Source organism: Streptococcus sp. 3167 (assembly GCF_013277175.1).
GTDB classification, from domain to species: Bacteria; Bacillota; Bacilli; order Lactobacillales; family Streptococcaceae; genus Streptococcus; species Streptococcus pseudopneumoniae.
Window position 1 is genome coordinate 42,160 of the sequence record NZ_VMML01000003.1, and the last position, 20,169, is coordinate 62,328.

General features: G+C 42.2%; 15 protein-coding genes and 1 pseudogene. 11 read left to right on the top strand and 5 right to left on the bottom strand.

Annotation, left to right across the window (positions count from 1 at the left end; genetic code table 11):
- The first annotated feature begins 512 nt into the window (after positions 1–512).
- Positions 513–2,510 (top strand): thiol-activated cytolysin family protein, encoded by a 1,998-nt coding sequence (locus HT678_RS00335; protein WP_172924504.1) that lies wholly within the window; start codon positions 513–515, stop codon positions 2,508–2,510.
- 265 nt (positions 2,511–2,775) lie between these two features.
- On the opposite strand, the pseudogene HT678_RS00340 reads toward HT678_RS00335, so the two are convergent.
- Positions 2,776–2,922, bottom strand: a pseudogene (locus HT678_RS00340) (IS30 family transposase); the annotation flags it as partial.
- Between the two features lie 288 nt (positions 2,923–3,210).
- On the opposite strand from HT678_RS00340, the gene rpsL reads away from it, so the two are divergent.
- The 10 genes from rpsL to pepC all read left to right on the top strand — a co-directional run bounded on the left by rpsL (position 3,211) and on the right by pepC (position 15,744).
- Positions 3,211–3,624, top strand: coding sequence for a 30S ribosomal protein S12 (rpsL, locus tag HT678_RS00345; protein ID WP_001142332.1), 414 nt, complete (start codon positions 3,211–3,213; stop codon positions 3,622–3,624).
- 19 nt (positions 3,625–3,643) lie between these two features.
- Positions 3,644–4,114 carry a 30S ribosomal protein S7 gene (gene rpsG / locus HT678_RS00350; RefSeq protein ID WP_000087873.1) on the top strand — a complete coding sequence of 157 codons (471 nt, stop codon included), beginning with the start codon at positions 3,644–3,646 and terminating at the stop codon, positions 4,112–4,114.
- Between the two features lie 278 nt (positions 4,115–4,392).
- A complete protein-coding gene (gene fusA, locus HT678_RS00355; RefSeq protein WP_000090345.1) occupies positions 4,393–6,474 on the top strand; it encodes an elongation factor G in 2,082 nt (693 codons plus the stop codon).
- Positions 6,475–6,577: 103 nt separating this feature from the next.
- The gene (locus tag HT678_RS00360; protein WP_000071434.1) at positions 6,578–10,969 is read left to right on the top strand and encodes a PolC-type DNA polymerase III; all 4,392 of its coding nucleotides are present in this window, start codon (positions 6,578–6,580) and stop codon (positions 10,967–10,969) included.
- Between the two features lie 37 nt (positions 10,970–11,006).
- The gene (locus HT678_RS00365; RefSeq protein WP_000970259.1) at positions 11,007–11,684 is read left to right on the top strand and encodes a hypothetical protein; all 678 of its coding nucleotides are present in this window, start codon (positions 11,007–11,009) and stop codon (positions 11,682–11,684) included.
- Positions 11,674–11,850, top strand: a complete 177-nt coding sequence (locus HT678_RS00370; RefSeq protein ID WP_023938826.1) for a hypothetical protein — start codon at positions 11,674–11,676, stop codon at positions 11,848–11,850. The genes HT678_RS00365 and HT678_RS00370 overlap by 11 nt, the downstream gene beginning before the upstream one ends.
- A gap of 21 nt (positions 11,851–11,871) precedes the next feature.
- Entirely contained in the window at positions 11,872–13,113 is a 1,242-nt protein-coding gene (locus tag HT678_RS00375) for an aminopeptidase (RefSeq protein WP_023932544.1), read from the top strand.
- Positions 13,114–13,122: 9 nt separating this feature from the next.
- A complete protein-coding gene (locus tag HT678_RS00380; RefSeq protein ID WP_023932538.1) occupies positions 13,123–13,353 on the top strand; it encodes a GlsB/YeaQ/YmgE family stress response membrane protein in 231 nt (76 codons plus the stop codon).
- A 222-nt stretch (positions 13,354–13,575) separates the two neighbouring features.
- Positions 13,576–14,298: a pseudouridine synthase gene (locus tag HT678_RS00385; RefSeq protein ID WP_001234889.1), complete on the top strand. Its 723-nt coding sequence runs from the start codon at positions 13,576–13,578 to the stop codon at positions 14,296–14,298.
- Positions 14,299–14,409: 111 nt separating this feature from the next.
- Positions 14,410–15,744 (top strand): aminopeptidase C, encoded by a 1,335-nt coding sequence (pepC, locus tag HT678_RS00390; protein ID WP_172924505.1) that lies wholly within the window; start codon positions 14,410–14,412, stop codon positions 15,742–15,744.
- A 161-nt stretch (positions 15,745–15,905) separates the two neighbouring features.
- Here the strand turns inward: pepC and HT678_RS00395 are convergent, their stop codons facing one another.
- From HT678_RS00395 to adhP, 4 genes are all read right to left on the bottom strand, one after another.
- Entirely contained in the window at positions 15,906–16,817 is a 912-nt protein-coding gene (locus tag HT678_RS00395; RefSeq protein ID WP_000136861.1) for a PTS system mannose/fructose/sorbose family transporter subunit IID, read from the bottom strand.
- Between the two features lie 23 nt (positions 16,818–16,840).
- Positions 16,841–17,644: a PTS mannose/fructose/sorbose transporter subunit IIC gene (locus HT678_RS00400; RefSeq protein ID WP_000022715.1), complete on the bottom strand. Its 804-nt coding sequence runs from the start codon at positions 17,642–17,644 to the stop codon at positions 16,841–16,843.
- Between the two features lie 27 nt (positions 17,645–17,671).
- On the bottom strand, positions 17,672–18,661 hold the full coding sequence (locus HT678_RS00405) for a PTS sugar transporter subunit IIB (protein ID WP_000021972.1): 990 nt from the start codon (positions 18,659–18,661) through the stop codon (positions 17,672–17,674).
- Between the two features lie 235 nt (positions 18,662–18,896).
- Positions 18,897–19,916: an alcohol dehydrogenase AdhP gene (gene adhP / locus HT678_RS00410; protein ID WP_023935615.1), complete on the bottom strand. Its 1,020-nt coding sequence runs from the start codon at positions 19,914–19,916 to the stop codon at positions 18,897–18,899.
- Between the last annotated feature and the right edge of the window lie 253 nt (positions 19,917–20,169).

Genomic DNA, 20,169 nt, shown 5'->3' on the forward strand with positions numbered 1-20,169 from the left:
TTGGTTTGTCAAAGAAATTCTTACTTTTGAGAAGTTTTCCGTATTATTTTATATATCAGTATAAATAATGGAAATAATACTCAATGAAAATCAAAGAGCAAACTAGGAAACTAGCCGCAGGCTGTACTTGAGTACGGCAAGGCGACGTTGACGTGGTTTGAAGAGATTTTCGAAGAGTATAAAAATGTCACATAAGACAAGACGTATTATTAGGAAGATGATGTGTTCCCAGCTATTTTTATTCAGAAATTGATCTCTAATATTTCTTTTAAAAAGCTCATCTAGTGAAACTATAAATAGGAAAAGAAAAAAGTTAGTGTTTTTCAAGTGTTATCTAGTTTCCAAACTATAGTATTTACTGGAAATCGAAAGAAAATATCAGAAAAATTCAGCAAACGTTTTCTTCTTATTTTCTTGACTTTTTTGCTGGTTTGTGCTTGACTTTTACTTGAAATTTGATAGACTATAAACAAATAGGAAAACGTATTCATTTAAAAATGGAGGAATAAGGAATGAATCAAGAAAAACGTTTGCATCGCTTTGTCAAAAAGTGTGGACTCGGTGTGTGTAGTGCTGTTGTTGCGGCCTTTTTATTGAGCGCTCAGGGAGTAGCTTTGGCTACAGAGCAAGGGAATCGTCCAGTTGAGACAGAAAACATCGCTCGTGGAAAACAAGCTAGTCAAAGCTCTACTGCTTATGGAGGAGCTGCTACACGAGCAGTGGATGGTAATGTTGATAGTAACTATGGGCACCATTCTGTAACGCACACAAACTTTGAAGACAATGCTTGGTGGCAAGTTGATCTTGGAAAAACAGAGAATGTTGGAAAAGTTAAACTTTACAATCGTGGAGATGGGAATGTAGCTAATCGTCTTTCCAATTTTGATGTTGTTTTGTTAAATGAAGCAAAACAAGAAGTTGCTCGTCAACACTTTGATAGTTTGAATGGGAAGGCAGAACTTGAAGTTTTCTTCACCGCCAAAGACGCTCGTTATGTAAAAGTGGAGTTGAAAACTAAAAATACTCCATTGAGCTTGGCAGAAGTGGAAGTATTCCGTTCAGCAACAACTCAAGTTGGACAGGACAGAACCGCACCAGTAGTAAATCAAACATCAGCATTGAAAGACTACCTTTTTGGTTTAACTTATAATCCTTTGGATATTTTAACTCGCAAGGGAGAAACCTTAGAAAATCGCTACAACACAAGTGCTAAGGAACAAAATGGAGAGTTTGTCGTTGTAGAAAAAATCAAGAAAACCCTCTCTACAGGCACAGCAGATGTTTCCATCAATGGAAATCAAAATGTCTTCCTAGGTGGCTTGTATAAAGCCAACCAAAATCTGCTAGAAAATCAGCCAGAATTGATTAGTCTTGCCCGTGCAAAGGGGACAGTCAGCGTCGATTTACCTGGTATGATTCAGTCTGACAGCCGAATTGAAGCAGATCCTACAACTAGTGGTATGCAGTCTGCGATGAATACCTTGGTTGAAAGATGGACAAAGAATTACTCATCTAGCCATTCCGTTCCTGCCCGTGTTCAGTATGAATCAACTACAGCCTATAGCATGAACCAATTGAAAGCAAAATTTGGTGCAGACTTTGAAAAAGCAGGCGCACCGCTTAAGATTGACTTTGAGGCTGTGCAAAAGGGTGAAAAGCAAATTGAAGTTGTAAACTTTAAACAAATTTACTATACAGCGACATTTGATGCACCGACCAATCCAGCAGCTGTATTTGACAAGAGTGTGACACCTGAAGATTTAAAACAAAGAGGCGTTGATTCACAAACTCCACCTGTATATGTATCAAACGTTTCTTACGGACGTCAAATCTATGTTAAGTTTGAGTCAACAAGTAAGTCTACTGAATTAAAAGCAGCTATTAATGCGGTTATCAAAGGTGCAACAATTGCTCCAAATTCTGAATGGAGCCGTCTATTGAAGAATACTTCTGTAACAGCAGTAATTGTAGGAGGTAATGCTAGCGGTGCCGCCAAAGTTGTCACAGGAACAGTCGAAAACTTGAAGGAACTCATCAGAGAAGGAGCCAACTTTAGCGCTCAAAGTCCAGCTGTGCCAATCTCATATAAGACTGCCTTCCTAAAAGATAATGCCCAAGCAACTTTACAAAATAGTACAGACTATATCGAAACGAAGGTTACTTCTTACAAAAATGGCTTCTTGAAACTTCATCATAAGGGTGCTTATGTTGCGCGTTACTACATTTATTGGGATGAAATTACATATGATGAACAAGGAAATCCAGAAATCCGTTCACGTCAATGGGAAGATAACGGAAAAAACAGAACTTCAGGCTTCCAAACAGAGATTCAATTTAGAGGAAATGTCCGTAATCTTCGTATCAAGGTTCAAGAAAAGACAGGTCTTGTATGGGAACCATGGCGTACAGTTTACAACCGCACAGACTTACCACTAGTACAACAGCGTACAATTACACATTGGGGAACAACTCTAAACCCTAAAGTTGATGAAAAAATTGTGAATGAGTAACGATTTGATTTACTTGATTCGATAGTAAACAGTGAAGAGGAGGAACTTCGATTCCTCCTCTTTTATGATTGACTTTTGAGAGAATGAAAAGATGAAAAGAGGAACTTCTATAGTAGCTTGAAACTAGAATAGTACGTTGTTGCTATTAAAACATTTCTAGAAATTAAGTTGACTTTCCCAATAGATTTGTTCATGTCTTATTTCAATTCAATATAAAACTAACTTCCAGTTTTCCACAACCTAGCTTTTAGTAAGAGAAAAACGCGTTTTTACAGATATCAGGAGCTTTGTCGAGTAGTGGGCAATCCGTGTAATCAGATTTGACGGATGTTGGATGCATGATGCGATTGCGCTTGATTTCCTTTGAAATCTTTGACGGGCCTTTTCCCATATTCTCAACGATGGAACGGAAAAGTCTCATACTTAATTCCACTATAAAAATCCGTTTTAGACTAATTTCCACTTTGGTCAGGCAAATGGAAGTTACTTTGAGAAGTTAGCAAGAGCTAAAATTAACAAAAAAAGAAAAATATCTTGACAAGCAAGGGAAAATTTTGTTACAATAATAGACGGTACTTTTTACTTTTGGTCTCTCAAAAGTGTACAGGGACGTGCTGACAAATGTTGCAAAAGTACACACAGATGATAGCTGTCACCAAGTGTATCATCACCAAAAATAAAAAAACACAGGAGAATGTAGATGCCTACAATTAACCAATTGGTTCGCAAACCGCGTAAATCAAAAGTAGAAAAATCTAAATCACCAGCTTTGAACGTTGGTTACAACAGTCATAAAAAAGTTCAAACAAACGTTTCTTCACCACAAAAACGTGGTGTTGCAACTCGTGTTGGAACAATGACACCTAAAAAACCTAACTCAGCCCTTCGTAAATTCGCTCGTGTACGTTTGAGCAACCTTATCGAAGTTACTGCCTACATCCCAGGTATCGGACACAACTTGCAAGAGCACAGCGTGGTTCTTCTTCGTGGTGGACGTGTAAAAGACCTTCCAGGGGTACGTTACCATATCGTCCGTGGTGCACTTGATACTGCAGGTGTTAACGATCGTAAACAAGGCCGTTCTAAATACGGTACTAAACGTCCAAAAGCATAAGGAAAGGGGATAAAGAGAAATGAGTCGTAAAAATAGAGCTCCAAAACGTGACGTATTGCCAGATCCGCTTTACAATTCACAACTAGTTACTCGTCTTATCAACCGCGTTATGCTTGACGGTAAACGTGGTACAGCTGCTTCAATCGTTTACGGTGCTTTTGAGCAAATCAAAGAAGCTACTGGCAACGATGCACTTGAAGTATTTGAAACAGCTATGGAAAACATCATGCCTGTACTTGAAGTACGTGCACGTCGTGTTGGTGGTTCTAACTACCAAGTCCCAGTTGAAGTTCGTCCAGAACGTCGTACAACACTTGGACTTCGTTGGTTGGTAACAATCGCTCGTCTTCGTGGTGAACACACAATGCAAGACCGTCTTGCAAAAGAAATCTTGGATGCTGCTAACAACACTGGTGCAGCTGTTAAGAAACGTGAAGACACTCACCGTATGGCTGAAGCTAACCGTGCATTCGCACACTTCCGTTGGTAAGATTAAGATACTAAGGGCGTTAAAAAAGCGACTGAAAATTAGGAAGCTTGACGAAGAATCGAAGATTCTAGGAGAGCTTATCTATTTTCCGAGCTTTTAGCCCGGGTTCAAATTAGCTAAATCGATTAGTATTAGCTATAACTCAACTTACCAGCTCGTAAGTTGAAACCAACAATAGCATGAAAACATTGAGAACGGGTAGGTCCTGCCTATCCGTTTTTATTAAAATCGTGTTATAATAGAATAGAAATCAAAAATAAATAGGAGAAACAAACCTCATGGCACGCGAATTTTCACTTGAAAAAACTCGTAATATCGGTATCATGGCTCACGTCGATGCCGGTAAAACAACAACTACTGAGCGTATTCTTTACTACACTGGTAAAATCCACAAAATCGGTGAAACTCACGAAGGTGCGTCACAAATGGACTGGATGGAGCAAGAGCAAGAGCGTGGTATCACTATCACATCTGCTGCGACAACAGCTCAATGGAACAACCACCGCGTAAACATCATCGACACACCAGGACACGTGGACTTCACTATCGAAGTACAACGTTCTCTTCGTGTATTGGACGGTGCGGTTACAGTTCTTGACTCACAATCAGGTGTTGAGCCTCAAACTGAAACAGTTTGGCGTCAAGCAACTGAGTATGGAGTTCCACGTATCGTATTTGCCAACAAAATGGACAAAATCGGTGCTGACTTCCTTTACTCTGTAAGCACACTTCACGATCGTCTTCAAGCAAATGCCCACCCAATCCAATTGCCAATCGGTTCTGAAGATGACTTCCGTGGTATCATCGACTTAATCAAGATGAAAGCTGAAATCTATACTAACGACCTTGGTACAGATATCCTTGAAGAAGACATCCCAGCTGAATACCTTGACCAAGCTCAAGAATACCGTGAAAAATTGATTGAAGCAGTTGCTGAAACTGACGAAGAATTGATGATGAAATACCTCGAAGGTGAAGAAATCACTAACGAAGAATTGAAAGCTGGTATCCGTAAAGCGACTATCAACGTTGAATTCTTCCCAGTATTGTGTGGTTCAGCCTTCAAAAACAAAGGTGTTCAATTGATGCTTGATGCGGTTATCGACTACCTTCCAAGCCCACTTGACATCCCAGCAATCAAAGGTATTAACCCAGATACAGACGCTGAAGAAACTCGTCCAGCATCTGATGAAGAGCCATTTGCAGCTCTTGCCTTCAAGATCATGACTGACCCATTCGTAGGTCGTTTGACATTCTTCCGTGTTTACTCAGGTGTTCTTCAATCAGGTTCATACGTATTGAACACTTCCAAAGGTAAACGTGAACGTATCGGACGTATCCTTCAAATGCACGCCAACAGCCGTCAAGAAATCGACACTGTTTACTCAGGTGATATCGCTGCTGCCGTTGGTTTGAAAGATACTACAACTGGTGACTCATTGACAGATGAAAAAGCTAAAATCATCCTTGAGTCAATCAACGTTCCAGAACCAGTTATCCAATTGATGGTTGAGCCAAAATCTAAAGCTGACCAAGACAAGATGGGTATCGCCCTTCAAAAATTGGCTGAAGAAGATCCAACATTCCGCGTTGAAACAAACGTTGAAACTGGTGAAACAGTTATCTCTGGTATGGGTGAGCTTCACCTTGATGTCCTTGTTGATCGTATGCGTCGTGAGTTCAAAGTTGAAGCAAACGTAGGTGCTCCTCAAGTATCTTACCGTGAAACATTCCGCGCTTCTACTCAAGCTCGTGGATTCTTCAAACGTCAGTCTGGTGGTAAAGGTCAATTTGGTGATGTATGGATTGAATTTACTCCAAACGAAGAAGGTAAAGGATTCGAATTCGAAAACGCAATCGTCGGTGGTGTGGTTCCTCGTGAATTTATCCCAGCGGTTGAAAAAGGTTTGGTAGAATCTATGGCTAACGGTGTTCTTGCAGGTTACCCAATGGTTGACGTTAAAGCTAAACTTTACGATGGTTCATACCACGATGTCGACTCATCTGAAACTGCCTTCAAGATCGCGGCTTCACTTGCTCTGAAAGAAGCTGCTAAATCAGCACAACCAGCTATCCTTGAACCAATGATGCTTGTAACAATCACTGTTCCAGAAGAAAACCTTGGTGATGTTATGGGTCACGTAACTGCTCGTCGTGGACGTGTAGATGGTATGGAAGCACACGGTAACAGCCAAATCGTTCGTGCTTACGTTCCACTTGCTGAAATGTTCGGTTACGCAACAGTTCTTCGTTCTGCATCTCAAGGACGTGGTACATTCATGATGGTATTTGACCACTACGAAGATGTACCTAAGTCAGTACAAGAAGAAATCATTAAGAAAAACAAAGGTGAAGACTAATCAGTCCTCGCTCTAGAAGGAAGTCACTTAGTGGCTTCCTTTTGTCTTTAGAAAATACCTCTAAATATGGTAAAATAGTAGGAGAATAATGTGAGGAAAATGAATGTCAAACAGTTTTGAAATTTTGATGAATCAATTGGGGATGCCTGCTGAAATGAGACAGGCTCCTGCTTTATCACAGGCTGATATTGAGCGAGTTGTAGTTCATAAAATTAGTAAGGTATGGGAGTTTCATTTCATATTTTCTAATATTTTACCGATTGAAATCTTTTTAGAATTAAAGAAAGGTTTAAGCGAAGAATTTTCTAAGACAGGCAATAAAGCTGTTTTTGAGATCAAGGCTCTGTCTCAAGAATTTTCAAATCAGCTCTTGCAGGCCTATTATAGAGAAGCTTTTTCTGAAGGGCCATGTGCTAGTCAAGGTTTTAAATCTCTTTATCAGAATTTGCAAGTTCGTGCTGAGGGCAATCAACTCTTTATTGAGGGTTCAGAGGCGATTGATAAGGAACATTTTAAGAAGAATCATCTTCCTAATTTAGCGAAACAACTTGAACAATTTGGCTTTCCAACTTTTAATTGTCAAGTAGAGAAAAATGATGTGCTGACCCAAGAGCAAGAGGAAGCCTTTCATGCTGAAAATGAGCAGATTGTTCAAGCTGCCAATGAGGAAGCGCTTCGTGCTATGGAACAACTGGAACAGATGGCACCACCTCCAGCTGAAGAGAAACCAGCCTTTGATTTTCAAGCCAAAAAAGCTGCAGCTAAACCCAAGCTGGATAAGGCGGAGATTACTCCTATGATCGAAGTGACGACGGAGGAAAATCGTTTGGTATTTGAAGGGGTTGTTTTTGATGTGGAGCAAAAAGTGACCAGAACAGGGCGTGTTTTGATCAACTTTAAAATGACGGACTACACTTCAAGTTTTTCTATGCAAAAGTGGGTTAAAAATGAGGAAGAAGCTCAAAAGTTTGATCTCATCAAGAAGAATTCTTGGCTCCGAGTGCGTGGGAATGTGGAGATGAATAACTTCACACGAGATTTGACGATGAACGTACAGGATGTGCAGGAAGTTGTTCACTATGAGCGGAAGGATTTGATGCCAGAAGGTGAGCGTCGGGTTGAGTTTCATGCTCATACTAACATGTCGACTATGGATGCTTTGCCAGAGGTAGAAGAAATCGTTGCAACAGCTGCTAAGTGGGGACACAAGGCGGTTGCCATCACGGATCATGGAAATGTCCAGTCCTTCCCACATGGCTATAAGGCGGCTAAGAAAGCGGGAATCCAGCTGATCTATGGGATGGAAGCCAATATCGTGGAGGACCGTGTCCCTATCGTCTATAACGAAGTGGAGATGGACTTGTCAGAAGCGACCTATGTGGTCTTTGACGTGGAAACGACGGGACTTTCAGCTATCTATAATGATTTGATTCAGGTTGCGGCCTCTAAGATGTACAAGGGGAATGTCATTGCTGAATTTGATGAATTTATTAATCCTGGACATCCCTTGTCAGCGTTTACTACTGAGTTGACTGGAATTACAGATGACCATGTCAAAAATGCTAAACCACTGGAACAAGTGTTACAGGAATTTCAAGAATTTTGCAAGGATACGGTCCTAGTCGCCCACAATGCGACCTTTGACGTTGGCTTTATGAATGCCAATTATGAGCGTCATGGTCTGCCAAAGATTAGTCAGCCAGTGATTGATACGCTGGAGTTTGCTCGAAACCTCTATCCTGAGTACAAACGTCATGGTTTGGGGCCTTTGACTAAGCGTTTTGGTGTGGCTTTGGAACATCACCACATGGCCAACTACGATGCGGAAGCTACTGGTCGTCTGCTTTTCATCTTTATCAAAGAGGTGGCAGAAAAACATGGTGTGACCGACTTGGATAGACTAAACATTGATTTGATTAGTCCAGATTCTTATAAAAAAGCTCGGATTAAACATGCGACCATTTATGTCAAGAATCAAGTAGGGCTAAAAAATATCTTTAAGCTGGTTTCCTTGTCTAATACCAAGTACTTTGAAGGGGTACCACGGATTCCGAGAACGGTTCTAGATGCCCATCGGGAGGGCTTGATTTTAGGATCAGCTTGTGCAGAAGGCGAAGTTTTTGATGCAGTCGTTTCCCAAGGTGTGGATGCGGCGGTTGAGTTGGCTAAGTATTATGACTTTATCGAGGTTATGCCACCTGCTATTTATGCTCCCTTGATTGCCAAGGAGCAGGTCAAGGATATGGAGGAACTCCAGACCATTATCAAGAGTTTGATAGAGGTTGGAGACCGCCTTGGCAAGCCTGTTCTGGCTACGGGAAATGTCCACTATATCGAACCGGAAGAAGAGATTTATCGTGAAATTATCGTCCGTAGTTTGGGACAGGGGGCTATGATTAACCGAACCATTGGTCATGGTGAACATGCCCAACCCGCTCCTCTTCCCAAGGCTCATTTTCGAACGACTAATGAGATGTTGGATGAATTTGCCTTCTTGGGAGAGGAACTGGCTCGTAAACTGGTTATTGAAAATCCCAATGCCTTAGCAGAAATCTTTGAACCTGTTGAGGTCGTTAAGGGTGACTTGTACACGCCTTTCATCAACAAGGCTGAAGAAACAGTTGCCGAATTAACCTATAAGAAGGCCTTTGAGATTTATGGAAATCCGTTGCCAGATATTGTTGATTTGCGGATTGAAAAAGAACTAACCTCTATTTTGGGGAATGGATTTGCCGTGATTTATCTAGCCTCGCAGATGCTGGTGCAACGTTCCAATGAACGGGGTTACTTGGTTGGTTCCCGTGGATCTGTTGGTTCCAGTTTCGTTGCGACTATGATTGGGATTACGGAGGTTAATCCTCTCTCTCCTCACTATGTCTGTGGTCAGTGTCAGTATAGTGAGTTTATCACCGATGGATCTTACGGTTCAGGTTTTGATATGCCCAATAAGGACTGTCCAAACTGTGGTCACAAACTCAGCAAAAATGGGCAAGATATTCCTTTCGAGACCTTCCTTGGTTTTGATGGGGATAAGGTTCCTGATATTGACTTGAACTTTTCGGGAGAAGACCAGCCTAGCGCCCACTTGGATGTGCGTGATATCTTTGGTGAGGAATATGCCTTCCGTGCAGGAACGGTTGGTACGGTGGCTGCCAAGACTGCCTATGGCTTTGTAAAGGGCTATGAGCGAGATTATGGCAAGTTTTATCGTGACGCAGAGGTAGAACGCCTCGCTCAAGGTGCCGCTGGTGTCAAGCGGACAACAGGACAACACCCGGGGGGAATCGTTGTTATTCCTAACTACATGGATGTCTATGATTTTACGCCTGTCCAGTATCCAGCAGATGATGTGACGGCTGAATGGCAGACCACTCACTTTAACTTCCACGATATCGATGAGAATGTCCTCAAGCTAGATGTTCTAGGACATGATGATCCGACCATGATTCGGAAACTTCAGGATTTGTCTGGGATTGACCCTAATGAAATTCCTATGGATGACGAAGGCGTGATGGCACTCTTTTCTGGGACTGATGTGCTAGGAGTAACACCTGAGCAAATCGGAACGCCTACGGGTATGCTGGGGATTCCAGAGTTTGGAACCAACTTTGTCCGAGGCATGGTAGATGAAACCCATCCGACGACTTTTGCGGAGTTGCTTCAGCTCTCAGGTCTATCCCATGGTACAGATGTCTGGTTGGGAAATGCCCAAGATTTGATTAAGCAAGGAATAGCAGACCTATCGACTGTTATTGGTTGTCGGGACGACATCATGGTTTACCTCATGCATGCTGGTCTCGAACCTAAGATGGCCTTTACCATCATGGAACGGGTACGTAAGGGATTGTGGCTCAAGATTTCCGAAGAGGAACGCAATGGCTACATCGAAGCCATGAAGGCTAATAAGGTACCAGAGTGGTATATCGAATCCTGTGGGAAAATTAAGTACATGTTCCCTAAAGCCCATGCTGCAGCCTACGTTATGATGGCCTTGCGCGTAGCTTACTTCAAGGTTCATCATCCCATTTATTACTACTGTGCTTATTTCTCAATCCGTGCTAAGGCTTTTGATATCAAGACCATGGGGGCGGGCTTGGAGGCTATCAAGCGCAGAATGGAAGAAATCTCTGAAAAACGGAAGAACAATGAAGCCTCTAATGTAGAAATTGATCTTTATACAACTCTTGAGATTGTCAATGAGATGTGGGAGCGTGGCTTTAAGTTTGGCAAACTCGATCTCTACCGCAGTGATGCGACTGAATTCCTCATCGATGGAGACACCCTCATCCCGCCATTTGTAGCAATGGATGGTCTGGGAGAGAACGTTGCTAAGCAGTTGGTGCGAGCGCGTGAAGAGGGAGAATTCCTCTCTAAAACAGAACTACGCAAGCGTGGTGGACTCTCATCAACCTTGGTTGAAAAGATGGATGAGATGGGGATTCTTGGAAATATGCCAGAGGATAACCAGCTCAGCTTGTTTGATGATTTGTTTTAATAGTTTGAAATGTCTTGTGTAGGTTTGAGGTTGTATCATGATGGAAAAGAAAAAAAGAGCAACACCCTGGAAACCAGGGAAAGTTATTTCCATACGTTTGCGAAATGGCGTTTATGTATTAGCACAAATGGTGCGTGATCCCTATCTGGTATTTTTCAACCATTTTAATGAGGAAAATAACTGGAAGGGAGTGACCTTGAAAGATGAAGATATCCTCTTTTGTAAGGCTGTTACTCGCCAGTTTCTACGCTATAGTCCTGTAGCGATTGTCAAAGAAGTTACCCCCCTGTTAAATTATGAACTGCCTAAAGAATGGATTTATAGCCATATTGGAGGGCATCCTATTACTGTTTCGGTAAAGGGAAGGGAGCGCCAACTTGCTGGTTTTGGTAGACGTTGTTCTTTGGTCCTGGCGGATAAAGACAGTGGACTACCAGAAGATAATCCACTTATGGGACTCTTCCAAACCTATATCATATCAGATATCAAAGAACAGGATTGGGATCGGGTAGGTCAGGCTGAACTTATGTCTATTGAAGTATTTCCAACACTCAACGAACGTCTCTATCTTTGCTTTCTTTATGGGAAAAATATAAATCCAGAACAAGATATCTCTTTAGGAAAGCCTCTGCCTGATGACTATGAAACCTATATAGATATCCTCACAAATAGTCCAGAGGCACGACGCCTCTACCTAGGAGAGCATGAAGAATAAGAAAGGACATTTCATGAAACTAAGAATTTTTGCGGAAGACAAACCAGCTGAAAAAGTCTTTGAGTATCAATTAGACCTTGCTGATCAGACAATTCTTCTATCAACAGCACTTTTGTCAGGTGTCATTGCTTTAGCAGGATTATTCTCTGCTGTGAAAGAAAAATAAAAATAGAAAAGAGAAAATTACATGGTTTTACCAAATTTTAAAGAAAATCTAGAAAAATATGCGAAATTGTTGGTTGCGAACGGAATTAACGTGCAACCTGGTCACACTTTGGCTCTCTCTATTGATGTGGAGCAACGTGAATTGGCACATCTAATCGTGAAAGAAGCTTATGCCTTGGGTGCGCATGAGGTCATCGTTCAGTGGACAGATGATGTGATTAACCGTGAGAAATTCCTCCATGCCCCGATGGAGCGTTTGGACAATGTGCCAGAATACAAGATTGCTGAGATGAACTATCTCTTGGAGAACAAGGCTAGCCGTCTTGGAGTTCGTTCATCTGATCCAGGTGCCTTGAACGGAGTGGACGCTGACAAGCTTTCAGCTTCTGCTAAAGCTATGGGACTTGCCATGAAGCCAATGCGAATCGCAACTCAATCTAACAAGGTTAGCTGGACTGTAGCAGCCGCTGCTGGACTTGAGTGGGCCAAGAAAGTCTTTCCAAATGCTGCGAGCGACGAAGAAGCAGTCGATCTCCTTTGGGACCAAATCTTCAAAACTTGCCGTGTTTACGAAGCAGATCCCGTTAAGGCTTGGGAGGAACATGCAGCTGTCTTAAAGAGCAAGGCCGATATGCTCAATAAAGAGCAATTTTCAGCCCTTCACTACACAGCGCCAGGGACAGATTTGACCCTTGGCTTGCCGAAGAACCACGTTTGGGAATCAGCTGGTGCTGTTAATGCACAGGGCGAAGAATTCTTGCCAAATATGCCGACAGAAGAGGTCTTCACAGCGCCTGACTTCCGTCGTGCAGATGGTTATGTCACTTCTACAAAACCGCTTAGCTACAACGGAAATATCATTGAAGGCATTAAGGTGACCTTTAAGGATGGACAAATCGTAGATATCACTGCTGAGAAGGGTGATCAGGTTATGAAAGACCTTGTCTTTGAAAATGCGGGTGCGCGTGCCTTGGGTGAATGTGCCTTGGTACCAGATCCAAGTCCAATTTCTCAGTCAGGCATTACCTTCTTTAACACCCTTTTCGATGAAAATGCGTCAAACCACTTGGCTATCGGTGCAGCCTATGCGACTAGCGTTGTTGATGGAGCGGAGATGAGCGAAGAGGAGCTTGAAGCTGCAGGGCTTAACCGTTCAGATGTTCACGTAGACTTTATGATTGGTTCTAACCAAATGGATATCGATGGTATTCGTGAGGATGGAACGCGAGTACCTCTTTTCCGTAATGGGAATTGGGCAAATTAAGGAGATAATATGTTAGGAAGTATGTTCGTTGGTCTCCTAGTGGGATTTTTAGCAGGTACTCTGACCAATCGTGGAGAGCGAATGGGATGTTTTGGAAAAATGTTTCTCGGTTGGATCGGAGCCTTTCTAGGTCACTTGCTCTTTGGAACTTGGGGGCCAGTTTTATCAGGAACAGCTATTATCCCAGCTGTTTTAGGTTCCATGATTGTCTTAGCAATTTTCTGGAGACGAGGAAGTTAATTTCTTAAATCTGATACTCAATGAAAATCAAAGAGCAAACTAGGAAACTAGCCGCAGGTTGCTCAAAGCACTGCTTTGCGGTTGTAGATAGAACTGACGAAGTCAGTAACATATATACGGCAAGGCGACGTTGACGCGGTTTGAAGAGATTTTTGAAGAGTATGAAACGAAAAGGAGGTAGGTCATTGTACTAGCCTCCTTTTGATATGATATAATAGTTCTATGAGATTAGATAAATTTTTAGTTGCCTGTGCGGTGGGAAGTCGGACTGAGGTCAAAAACTTGCTCAAGGCTGGGCGCGTGACTGTAAATGGTAAAAAAGAAAAATCAGCTAAATTGCAGATTGATGAAGAAAGAGATGAGATTCGCTTTGATGGGCAAGTGTTGGAGTATGAGGAGTTTGTCTACTATATGATGAACAAGCCCCAAGGAGTTATCTCAGCGACTGAGGATCCCAAGCACAGAACCGTTCTGGACTTGTTGGATGATATTGCTCGGAGCAAGGAAGTTTTCCCAGTAGGGCGCTTGGATATCGATACGCATGGACTCCTGCTCCTGACCAATGACGGTCAGCTTGCCCATGCTCTTCTTTCACCCAAGCGTCATGTGGATAAGACCTATCTGGCTCAGGTCAAGGGAATTATGACACAAGAAGATGTGGAGATATTTGCCAAGGGTATTCCTCTCAAAGACTTTACTTGTCAACCCGCTAGACTGGAGATTCTTTCCACAGATGCAGAAAAGAATCAGAGCCAAATCCGTGTGACTATTGCAGAAGGAAAGTTTCATCAGGTCAAGCGTATGGTGGGCTACTGTGGCAAGGAAGTGGTGGACTTGCAACGATTGACTATGGGAACTTTAGTATTAGATGAGAACCTGGAACGAGGGGAATGGCGTCGCTTGACCAAGGAAGACTTAGAAATTCTCCTTGCTAGTATTGCTTAATTTGATTTATATTTGAAAAAGGTGAGGAAGAATGTCCTTGCCTTTTATGTTTTTTAGTTGCTTCCTTTGTGAAAAGAGTTATAATAGACTGTAGAATAAAAGGAGGAATCTATGAACGCGATTCAAGAATCATTTACTGATAAACTATTTGCCAACTATGAAGCAAATGTAAAATACCAAGCGATTGAAAATGCTGCTAGCCACAACGGAATTTTTGCAGCTCTGGAACGTCGCCAAAGCCATGTAGACAACACACCTGTTTTCTCATTGGATTTAACCAAGGACAAGGTCACTAACCAGAAAGCGTCTGGTCGTTGCTGGATGTTTGCGGCTCTCAACACTTTTCGCCACAAACTCATCTCGCAATACAAATTGGAGAACTTTGAGTTGTCACAAGCCCACACTTTCTTCTGGGACAAGTATGAGAAATCAAACTGGTTCTTGGAGCAAGTCATTGCGACTGCAGACCAAGAATTGACGAGCCGTAAGGTTAGCTTCTTACTCCAAATACCACAACAAGATGGTGGTCAATGGGATATGGTCGTTTCCCTCTTTGAAAAATACGGTGTCGTGCCTAAGTCAGTTTATCCTGAGTCTGTTTCATCTAGTAGCAGCCGTGAGCTAAATGCAATCCTTAACAAATTGCTGCGCCAAGATGCTCAAATCTTGCGTGACTTACTAGCTTCTGGCGCAGACCAAGCGACTGTTCAAGCTAAGAAAGAAGACCTCTTGCAAGAGATCTTTAACTTCCTTGCCATGTCACTAGGACTACCACCACGTAAATTTGACTTTGCTTATCGTGATAAGGATAATAACTACCAAAGCGAAAAAGGTATTACTCCACAGGAATTTTACAAGAAATATGTCAATCTTCCTTTAGAAGACTACGTTTCTGTTATCAATGCTCCAACTGCTGATAAACCATACGGTAAATCTTACACAGTTGAGATGTTGGGAAATGTCGTTGGTAGCCGTGCAGTTCGCTACATCAACGTTCCAATGGAGCGCTTGAAAGAATTGGCGATTGCCCAAATGCAAGCAGGTGAGACTGTTTGGTTTGGTTCTGATGTTGGCCAGCTCAGCAACCGTAAAGCTGGAATCCTTGCGACAGATGTTTATGACTTTGAATCAAGCATGGACATTAAACTTACTCAAGACAAGGCTGGACGTTTGGATTACAGCGAAAGCTTGATGACTCACGCCATGGTCTTGACAGGTGTTGATTTGGATGAAAATGGCAAGTCAATCAAGTGGAAGGTTGAAAACTCATGGGGAGACAAGGTTGGTACCGATGGTTACTTTGTTGCCTCAGACGCTTGGATGGACGAATACACATACCAAATCGTTGTTCGTAAGGAATTGCTGACAGCAGAAGAACAAGCTGCCTATGGAGCAGAACCAATCGTACTTGCACCTTGGGATCCAATGGGAGCCTTGGCAGAATAATACTCTTCGAAAATCAAATTCAAACCACGTCAGCTTCGCCTTGCCGTACTCAAGTACAGCCTGCGGCTCGCTTCCTAGTTTGCTCTTTGATTTTCATTGAGTATAAAAGCCTAGAAAAAAGGAATCAGATTTTAGAACCTGGTTCCTTTTTAGTTGCTTGATTACATGATGTGAAGAACATGTGCCACAATACCCACTGCGAAGAGGGCAAGGATAATAGTGATTGGAGATACTTTTTTCTTAAGTAAGTACATGCAAAGTAAAGTAAGGAGTAGTCCTGATAATCCAGGAATCAACATATCCAAGTTTTGTTGGAAAGTAGTAACTTTTTCAGGAGTTTGAGACAATCCTTGTCCTACTTGTGCGAATGCTTCTTGGATACCTTTAGACCCTTCTGGCAATTTATCCCAATGGATATAAGCCTTTTCATCTAGTTGAACTTTAGAAACATCGAAAGCAAATTTAATATTTACCCAACGTTGAACAAGGACAGCAAGAATGAACATCCCAAGGATAGAAGCTCCTTTAGTGATATCTTGAAGGATACCACCAGACATATCTTTGGTGATTTCTGATCCAGCCTTATATCCAATCTCTTGAACATACCACAAGAATGACATACGAATCAAGTTCCATGCAACAAAGAAGAGGAGTGGACCCAAGATATTGCCAGTAAGGGCAAGTGAAGCACCGAGAGATCCAAGGATTGGGCGTACTGTAAACCAGAATACTGGGTCACCGATACCAGCAAGAGGTCCCATCATACCGATTTTAACCCCTTGGATAGCAGCGTCATCGATTTCCACACCGTTAGCACGTTCTTCTTCAAGCGCAAGAGTAACCCCCATGACTGGAGCAGCTACGTATGGATGAGTGTTGAAGAACTCAAGGTGACGCTCAAGAGCAGCGATTTGATCTTCTTTTTTAGTATAGAGTTTTTTGATAGCTGGAATGAGTGTATAAGCCCAGCCCAAGTTTTGCATCCGTTCAAAGTTCCAAGACCCTTGTAAGAAGGTTGAACGCCACCAAACTTTTTTACGATCTGATTTAGTTAATTGAAGTTTTTCAGTCATGATGTTTTCAGTCCTTTCTTATCTTAGTAGTCTTCTAGGATATCGCCGATTGGGTCGTTAGAAGTTGCGGCTCCTCCGCCACCATTTCCACCAGTTTTAGAAAGGTGAAGGTATATAAGAGCGATAGCAACACCGATAGCACCGAATCCGATTAGAGTAATATCTGACACAGCAGCGAGAACGAAACCAAGAGCGAAGAATGGCCATACTTCACGAGTTGCCATCATGTTGATAACCATGGCGTAACCAACGGCAACGACCATACCACCACCGATAGCCATACCATCTTTGAGCCAGTCTGGCATGGCACTAAGGATACTTTGTACAGTTTCAGTTGGTACCATAAGGAGAAGAGCTGCAGGAAGCGCGATACGAAGTCCTTGGAAAAGTAGCGCAATGAAATGCGCACGCTCCACAGCGCCGAAGTCACCTTTTTTAGCGGCAGCATCTGCAGTATGAACCAAACCAACTGAAATTGTACGAACAATCATTGTCAAGAAAAGTCCAGCTACGGCAAGAGGGATAGCAACCGCTTGGGCAACACCGATACCAGTCTTGGTAAAGTCACCACCAAGAACCATGATAATGGCAGCAGCGACAGAAGCAAGTGCAGCATCAGGAGCGATAGCAGCACCGATATTTGACCAACCAAGGGCAATCATTTGAAGCGATCCACCGAGGATAATCCCTGCTTCCAAGTGACCTGTTACAAGCCCAATAAGGGTACAGGCTACAAGTGGTTGGTGAAATTGGAACTGGTCGAGGATGCCTTCAAGACCTGCAAAGAAGGCTACAACGACTACTAAAACCATAGAAATAATAGACATGTTTAAAATCCTTTCATAAATAATGGCTTATTTGACATTGGCTTTGTTAATCAAGTCAAACAAATCTTTTTTAGAATCATTCGGTACTTTACGGACATCAAATTCAACACCCAAGTCACGCATTTTTTCAAATGTAGCAACATCTTCTTTGTCCATCGACAAAACGGTATTGACCAATGTTTTACCTGTTGAGTGAGCCATAGAACCAACGTTAAGAGTCTTGATTGGCACGCCGCCTTCGATGGCACGAAGGGCATCTTGAGGTGTTTCAAACAAGATAAGGGCATGTGTTTCTCCAAAACGTGGGTCTTTTGAAATCTCAATCAGTTTTTGAATTGGAACCACGTTAGCCTTGACATTACCTGGAGCTGCTTGTTTAATCAATTCTTTACGAAGGTCGTCTTTAGCCACGTTATCTGAAGCAACGATGATACGATTTGCTTTTGAATCTGGAGTCCAAGCAGTTGCAACCTGACCGTGAAGTAGACGTGTGTCAAGACGGGCAAGATTGATTTTCAATTTACCGTCTCCGATAACAGTTCCTTCTGGGATAGCAGCTTGGGCAACTGGAGCAGCTGCAGCGCTTGCAACTTCTTCAACTGGATTTAGCTCTTCTGGAAGAGCTTTGATGCCATCTTTGGCTTCTTTAATGATATTAGCAGCGACTTTTTCTACACCTGCAGCAGCGTCCATGAGGCGCTCTGTGTAGGCTTGAATCAACATCGGTAAGTTAAGTCCTGTGATGATGGCAAACTTACGCTCAGGATTTTCTCCCATCACGCGACTAGCTTGGTTAAATGGAGAACCACTCCAAAGGTCAGCCAAAACTAGAACCTCATCTTCTGCGTCAAATGCAGCAACAGCGTTATTAAACTTAGCGTATAGATCATCAGGACCTTCATTTGGCATAAAGGTCACAACTTGAACCTTTTCTTGTTCACCAAAGATCATAGATCCTGACTGATGAATACCCGCAGCAAATTCGCCGTGGCTCGCAATAATGATTCCGATACTCATTATTGTCATTCCTCCTTTTTTGTTTTAGTTTTCATTTAAGAAAACTTTAAGACTGTTTAAGTATAAACCGTTTTCATGTAAAAAGCAACTATTTATCATAAAAAATTAAAAAAACTTTTACTTTTGGATGTTGATATATTGAGTTTTTTGAGGAGTAATATTGAATCCACATTTAAAAATTTAATATAAAAAAGTTGAAAGAAGCTTCCAACTTTTAAAATAGGTTTCTATTAGATTAGTGGGTGAAGTCGAGTACCATACGTCCTTGGATTTGACCTTTTTCCATTTCGTCGAAAATGGCTACGGCATCTTCTATTGGACGTTTTTGAACAACTGGAACTACTAAACCTTCTGCACCGAATTGGAAGGCTTCTTCCAAGTCTTTACGAGTTCCTACAAGAGAACCGATGACTTGGATTCCATCTAGAACGGTTTTTACGATGCTAAGTTCCATCATTTCAGAAGGAAGACCAACAGCGACTACGCGACCACCAGCACGAACTGAGTCAACAGCCTGATTGAAGGCAACTTTAGACACAGCAGTTACGACAGCTGAGTGAGCACCTCCATCAGTTTTTTCCTTGATAAGTCCAGGTACATCTTCAACTTCGAGGCCGTTAATAACAATGTCAGCGCCTACTTCTTTTGCAAGGGCAAGTTTGTCATTGTTGATATCAACTGCGATAACATGAGCATTGAATACTTTTTTAGCATATTGAACAGCTAGGTTACCAAGTCCACCAGCACCGTAAAGAACAACCCATTGGCCTGGTTCAACTTTGGCTTCTTTAATAGCTTTATAGGTTGTTACACCAGCACATGTGATAGAAGAAGCTTGGGCTGGATCAAGTCCGTCAGGAACTTTAACAGCATAGTCAGCAGTTACGATACATTGTTCAGCCATACCACCGTCTACTGAGTAGCCAGCATTTTTCACTGTACGGCAAAGGGTTTCGCGACCAGTTGTACAGTATTCGCAAGTGCCACATCCTTCAAAGAACCAAGCAACGCTGACGCGGTCACCGACTTTAAGGCTTTTCACATCTGGAGCAATCTCTTTAACGATACCGATACCTTCGTGGCCAAGAACACGTCTTGGGACTTGACCAAAGTCACCATGAGCAACGTGGAGGTCGGTGTGGCAAACGCCACAGTATTCAACTTCTACAAGTGCTTCCCCAGTTTCAAGTGGACGGAGCACTTTTTCTTCAACAGCAACACCAGTGCTTTCTGGATTTACAACAACAGCTTTCATAGCTATCCTCCTTGATATTGACCGAGAACAGGGACAACGGGACTGGATTGATTTTGTGTCAACAGAGTCGAGTATGACGAGCTCTCTTGTATTTATATGTGAAGTATATCACAAAAGAAAGCCTTTTTCCAAGGTTTTGGAGGCAAAAAGTAGAACAATCGATTAATACTAAGCTAAAATCAAAAAGCATTATATAATAGTAATATGAAATCAACTAAAGAAGAAATCCAAACAATCAAAACACTTTTAAAAG

What these genes read in the sequence shown, in the direction of transcription:
- HT678_RS00375 (WP_023932544.1), top strand. Translation starts at nt 11,872, where the DNA reads ATGGTTTTACCAAATTTTAAAGAAAATCTAGAAAAATATGCGAAATTG.
- rpsG (WP_000087873.1), top strand. Translation starts at nt 3,644, where the DNA reads ATGAGTCGTAAAAATAGAGCTCCAAAACGTGACGTATTGCCAGATCCG.
- HT678_RS00370 (WP_023938826.1), top strand. Translation starts at nt 11,674, where the DNA reads ATGAAGAATAAGAAAGGACATTTCATGAAACTAAGAATTTTTGCGGAA.
- adhP (WP_023935615.1), bottom strand. Translation starts at nt 19,916, where the DNA reads ATGAAAGCTGTTGTTGTAAATCCAGAAAGCACTGGTGTTGCTGTTGAA.
- HT678_RS00405 (WP_000021972.1), bottom strand. Translation starts at nt 18,661, where the DNA reads ATGAGTATCGGAATCATTATTGCGAGCCACGGCGAATTTGCTGCGGGT.
- fusA (WP_000090345.1), top strand. Translation starts at nt 4,393, where the DNA reads ATGGCACGCGAATTTTCACTTGAAAAAACTCGTAATATCGGTATCATG.
- HT678_RS00335 (WP_172924504.1), top strand. Translation starts at nt 513, where the DNA reads ATGAATCAAGAAAAACGTTTGCATCGCTTTGTCAAAAAGTGTGGACTC.
- HT678_RS00360 (WP_000071434.1), top strand. Translation starts at nt 6,578, where the DNA reads ATGTCAAACAGTTTTGAAATTTTGATGAATCAATTGGGGATGCCTGCT.
- HT678_RS00400 (WP_000022715.1), bottom strand. Translation starts at nt 17,644, where the DNA reads ATGTCTATTATTTCTATGGTTTTAGTAGTCGTTGTAGCCTTCTTTGCA.
- HT678_RS00380 (WP_023932538.1), top strand. Translation starts at nt 13,123, where the DNA reads ATGTTAGGAAGTATGTTCGTTGGTCTCCTAGTGGGATTTTTAGCAGGT.
- pepC (WP_172924505.1), top strand. Translation starts at nt 14,410, where the DNA reads ATGAACGCGATTCAAGAATCATTTACTGATAAACTATTTGCCAACTAT.
- HT678_RS00365 (WP_000970259.1), top strand. Translation starts at nt 11,007, where the DNA reads ATGATGGAAAAGAAAAAAAGAGCAACACCCTGGAAACCAGGGAAAGTT.
- HT678_RS00385 (WP_001234889.1), top strand. Translation starts at nt 13,576, where the DNA reads ATGAGATTAGATAAATTTTTAGTTGCCTGTGCGGTGGGAAGTCGGACT.
- rpsL (WP_001142332.1), top strand. Translation starts at nt 3,211, where the DNA reads ATGCCTACAATTAACCAATTGGTTCGCAAACCGCGTAAATCAAAAGTA.
- HT678_RS00395 (WP_000136861.1), bottom strand. Translation starts at nt 16,817, where the DNA reads ATGACTGAAAAACTTCAATTAACTAAATCAGATCGTAAAAAAGTTTGG.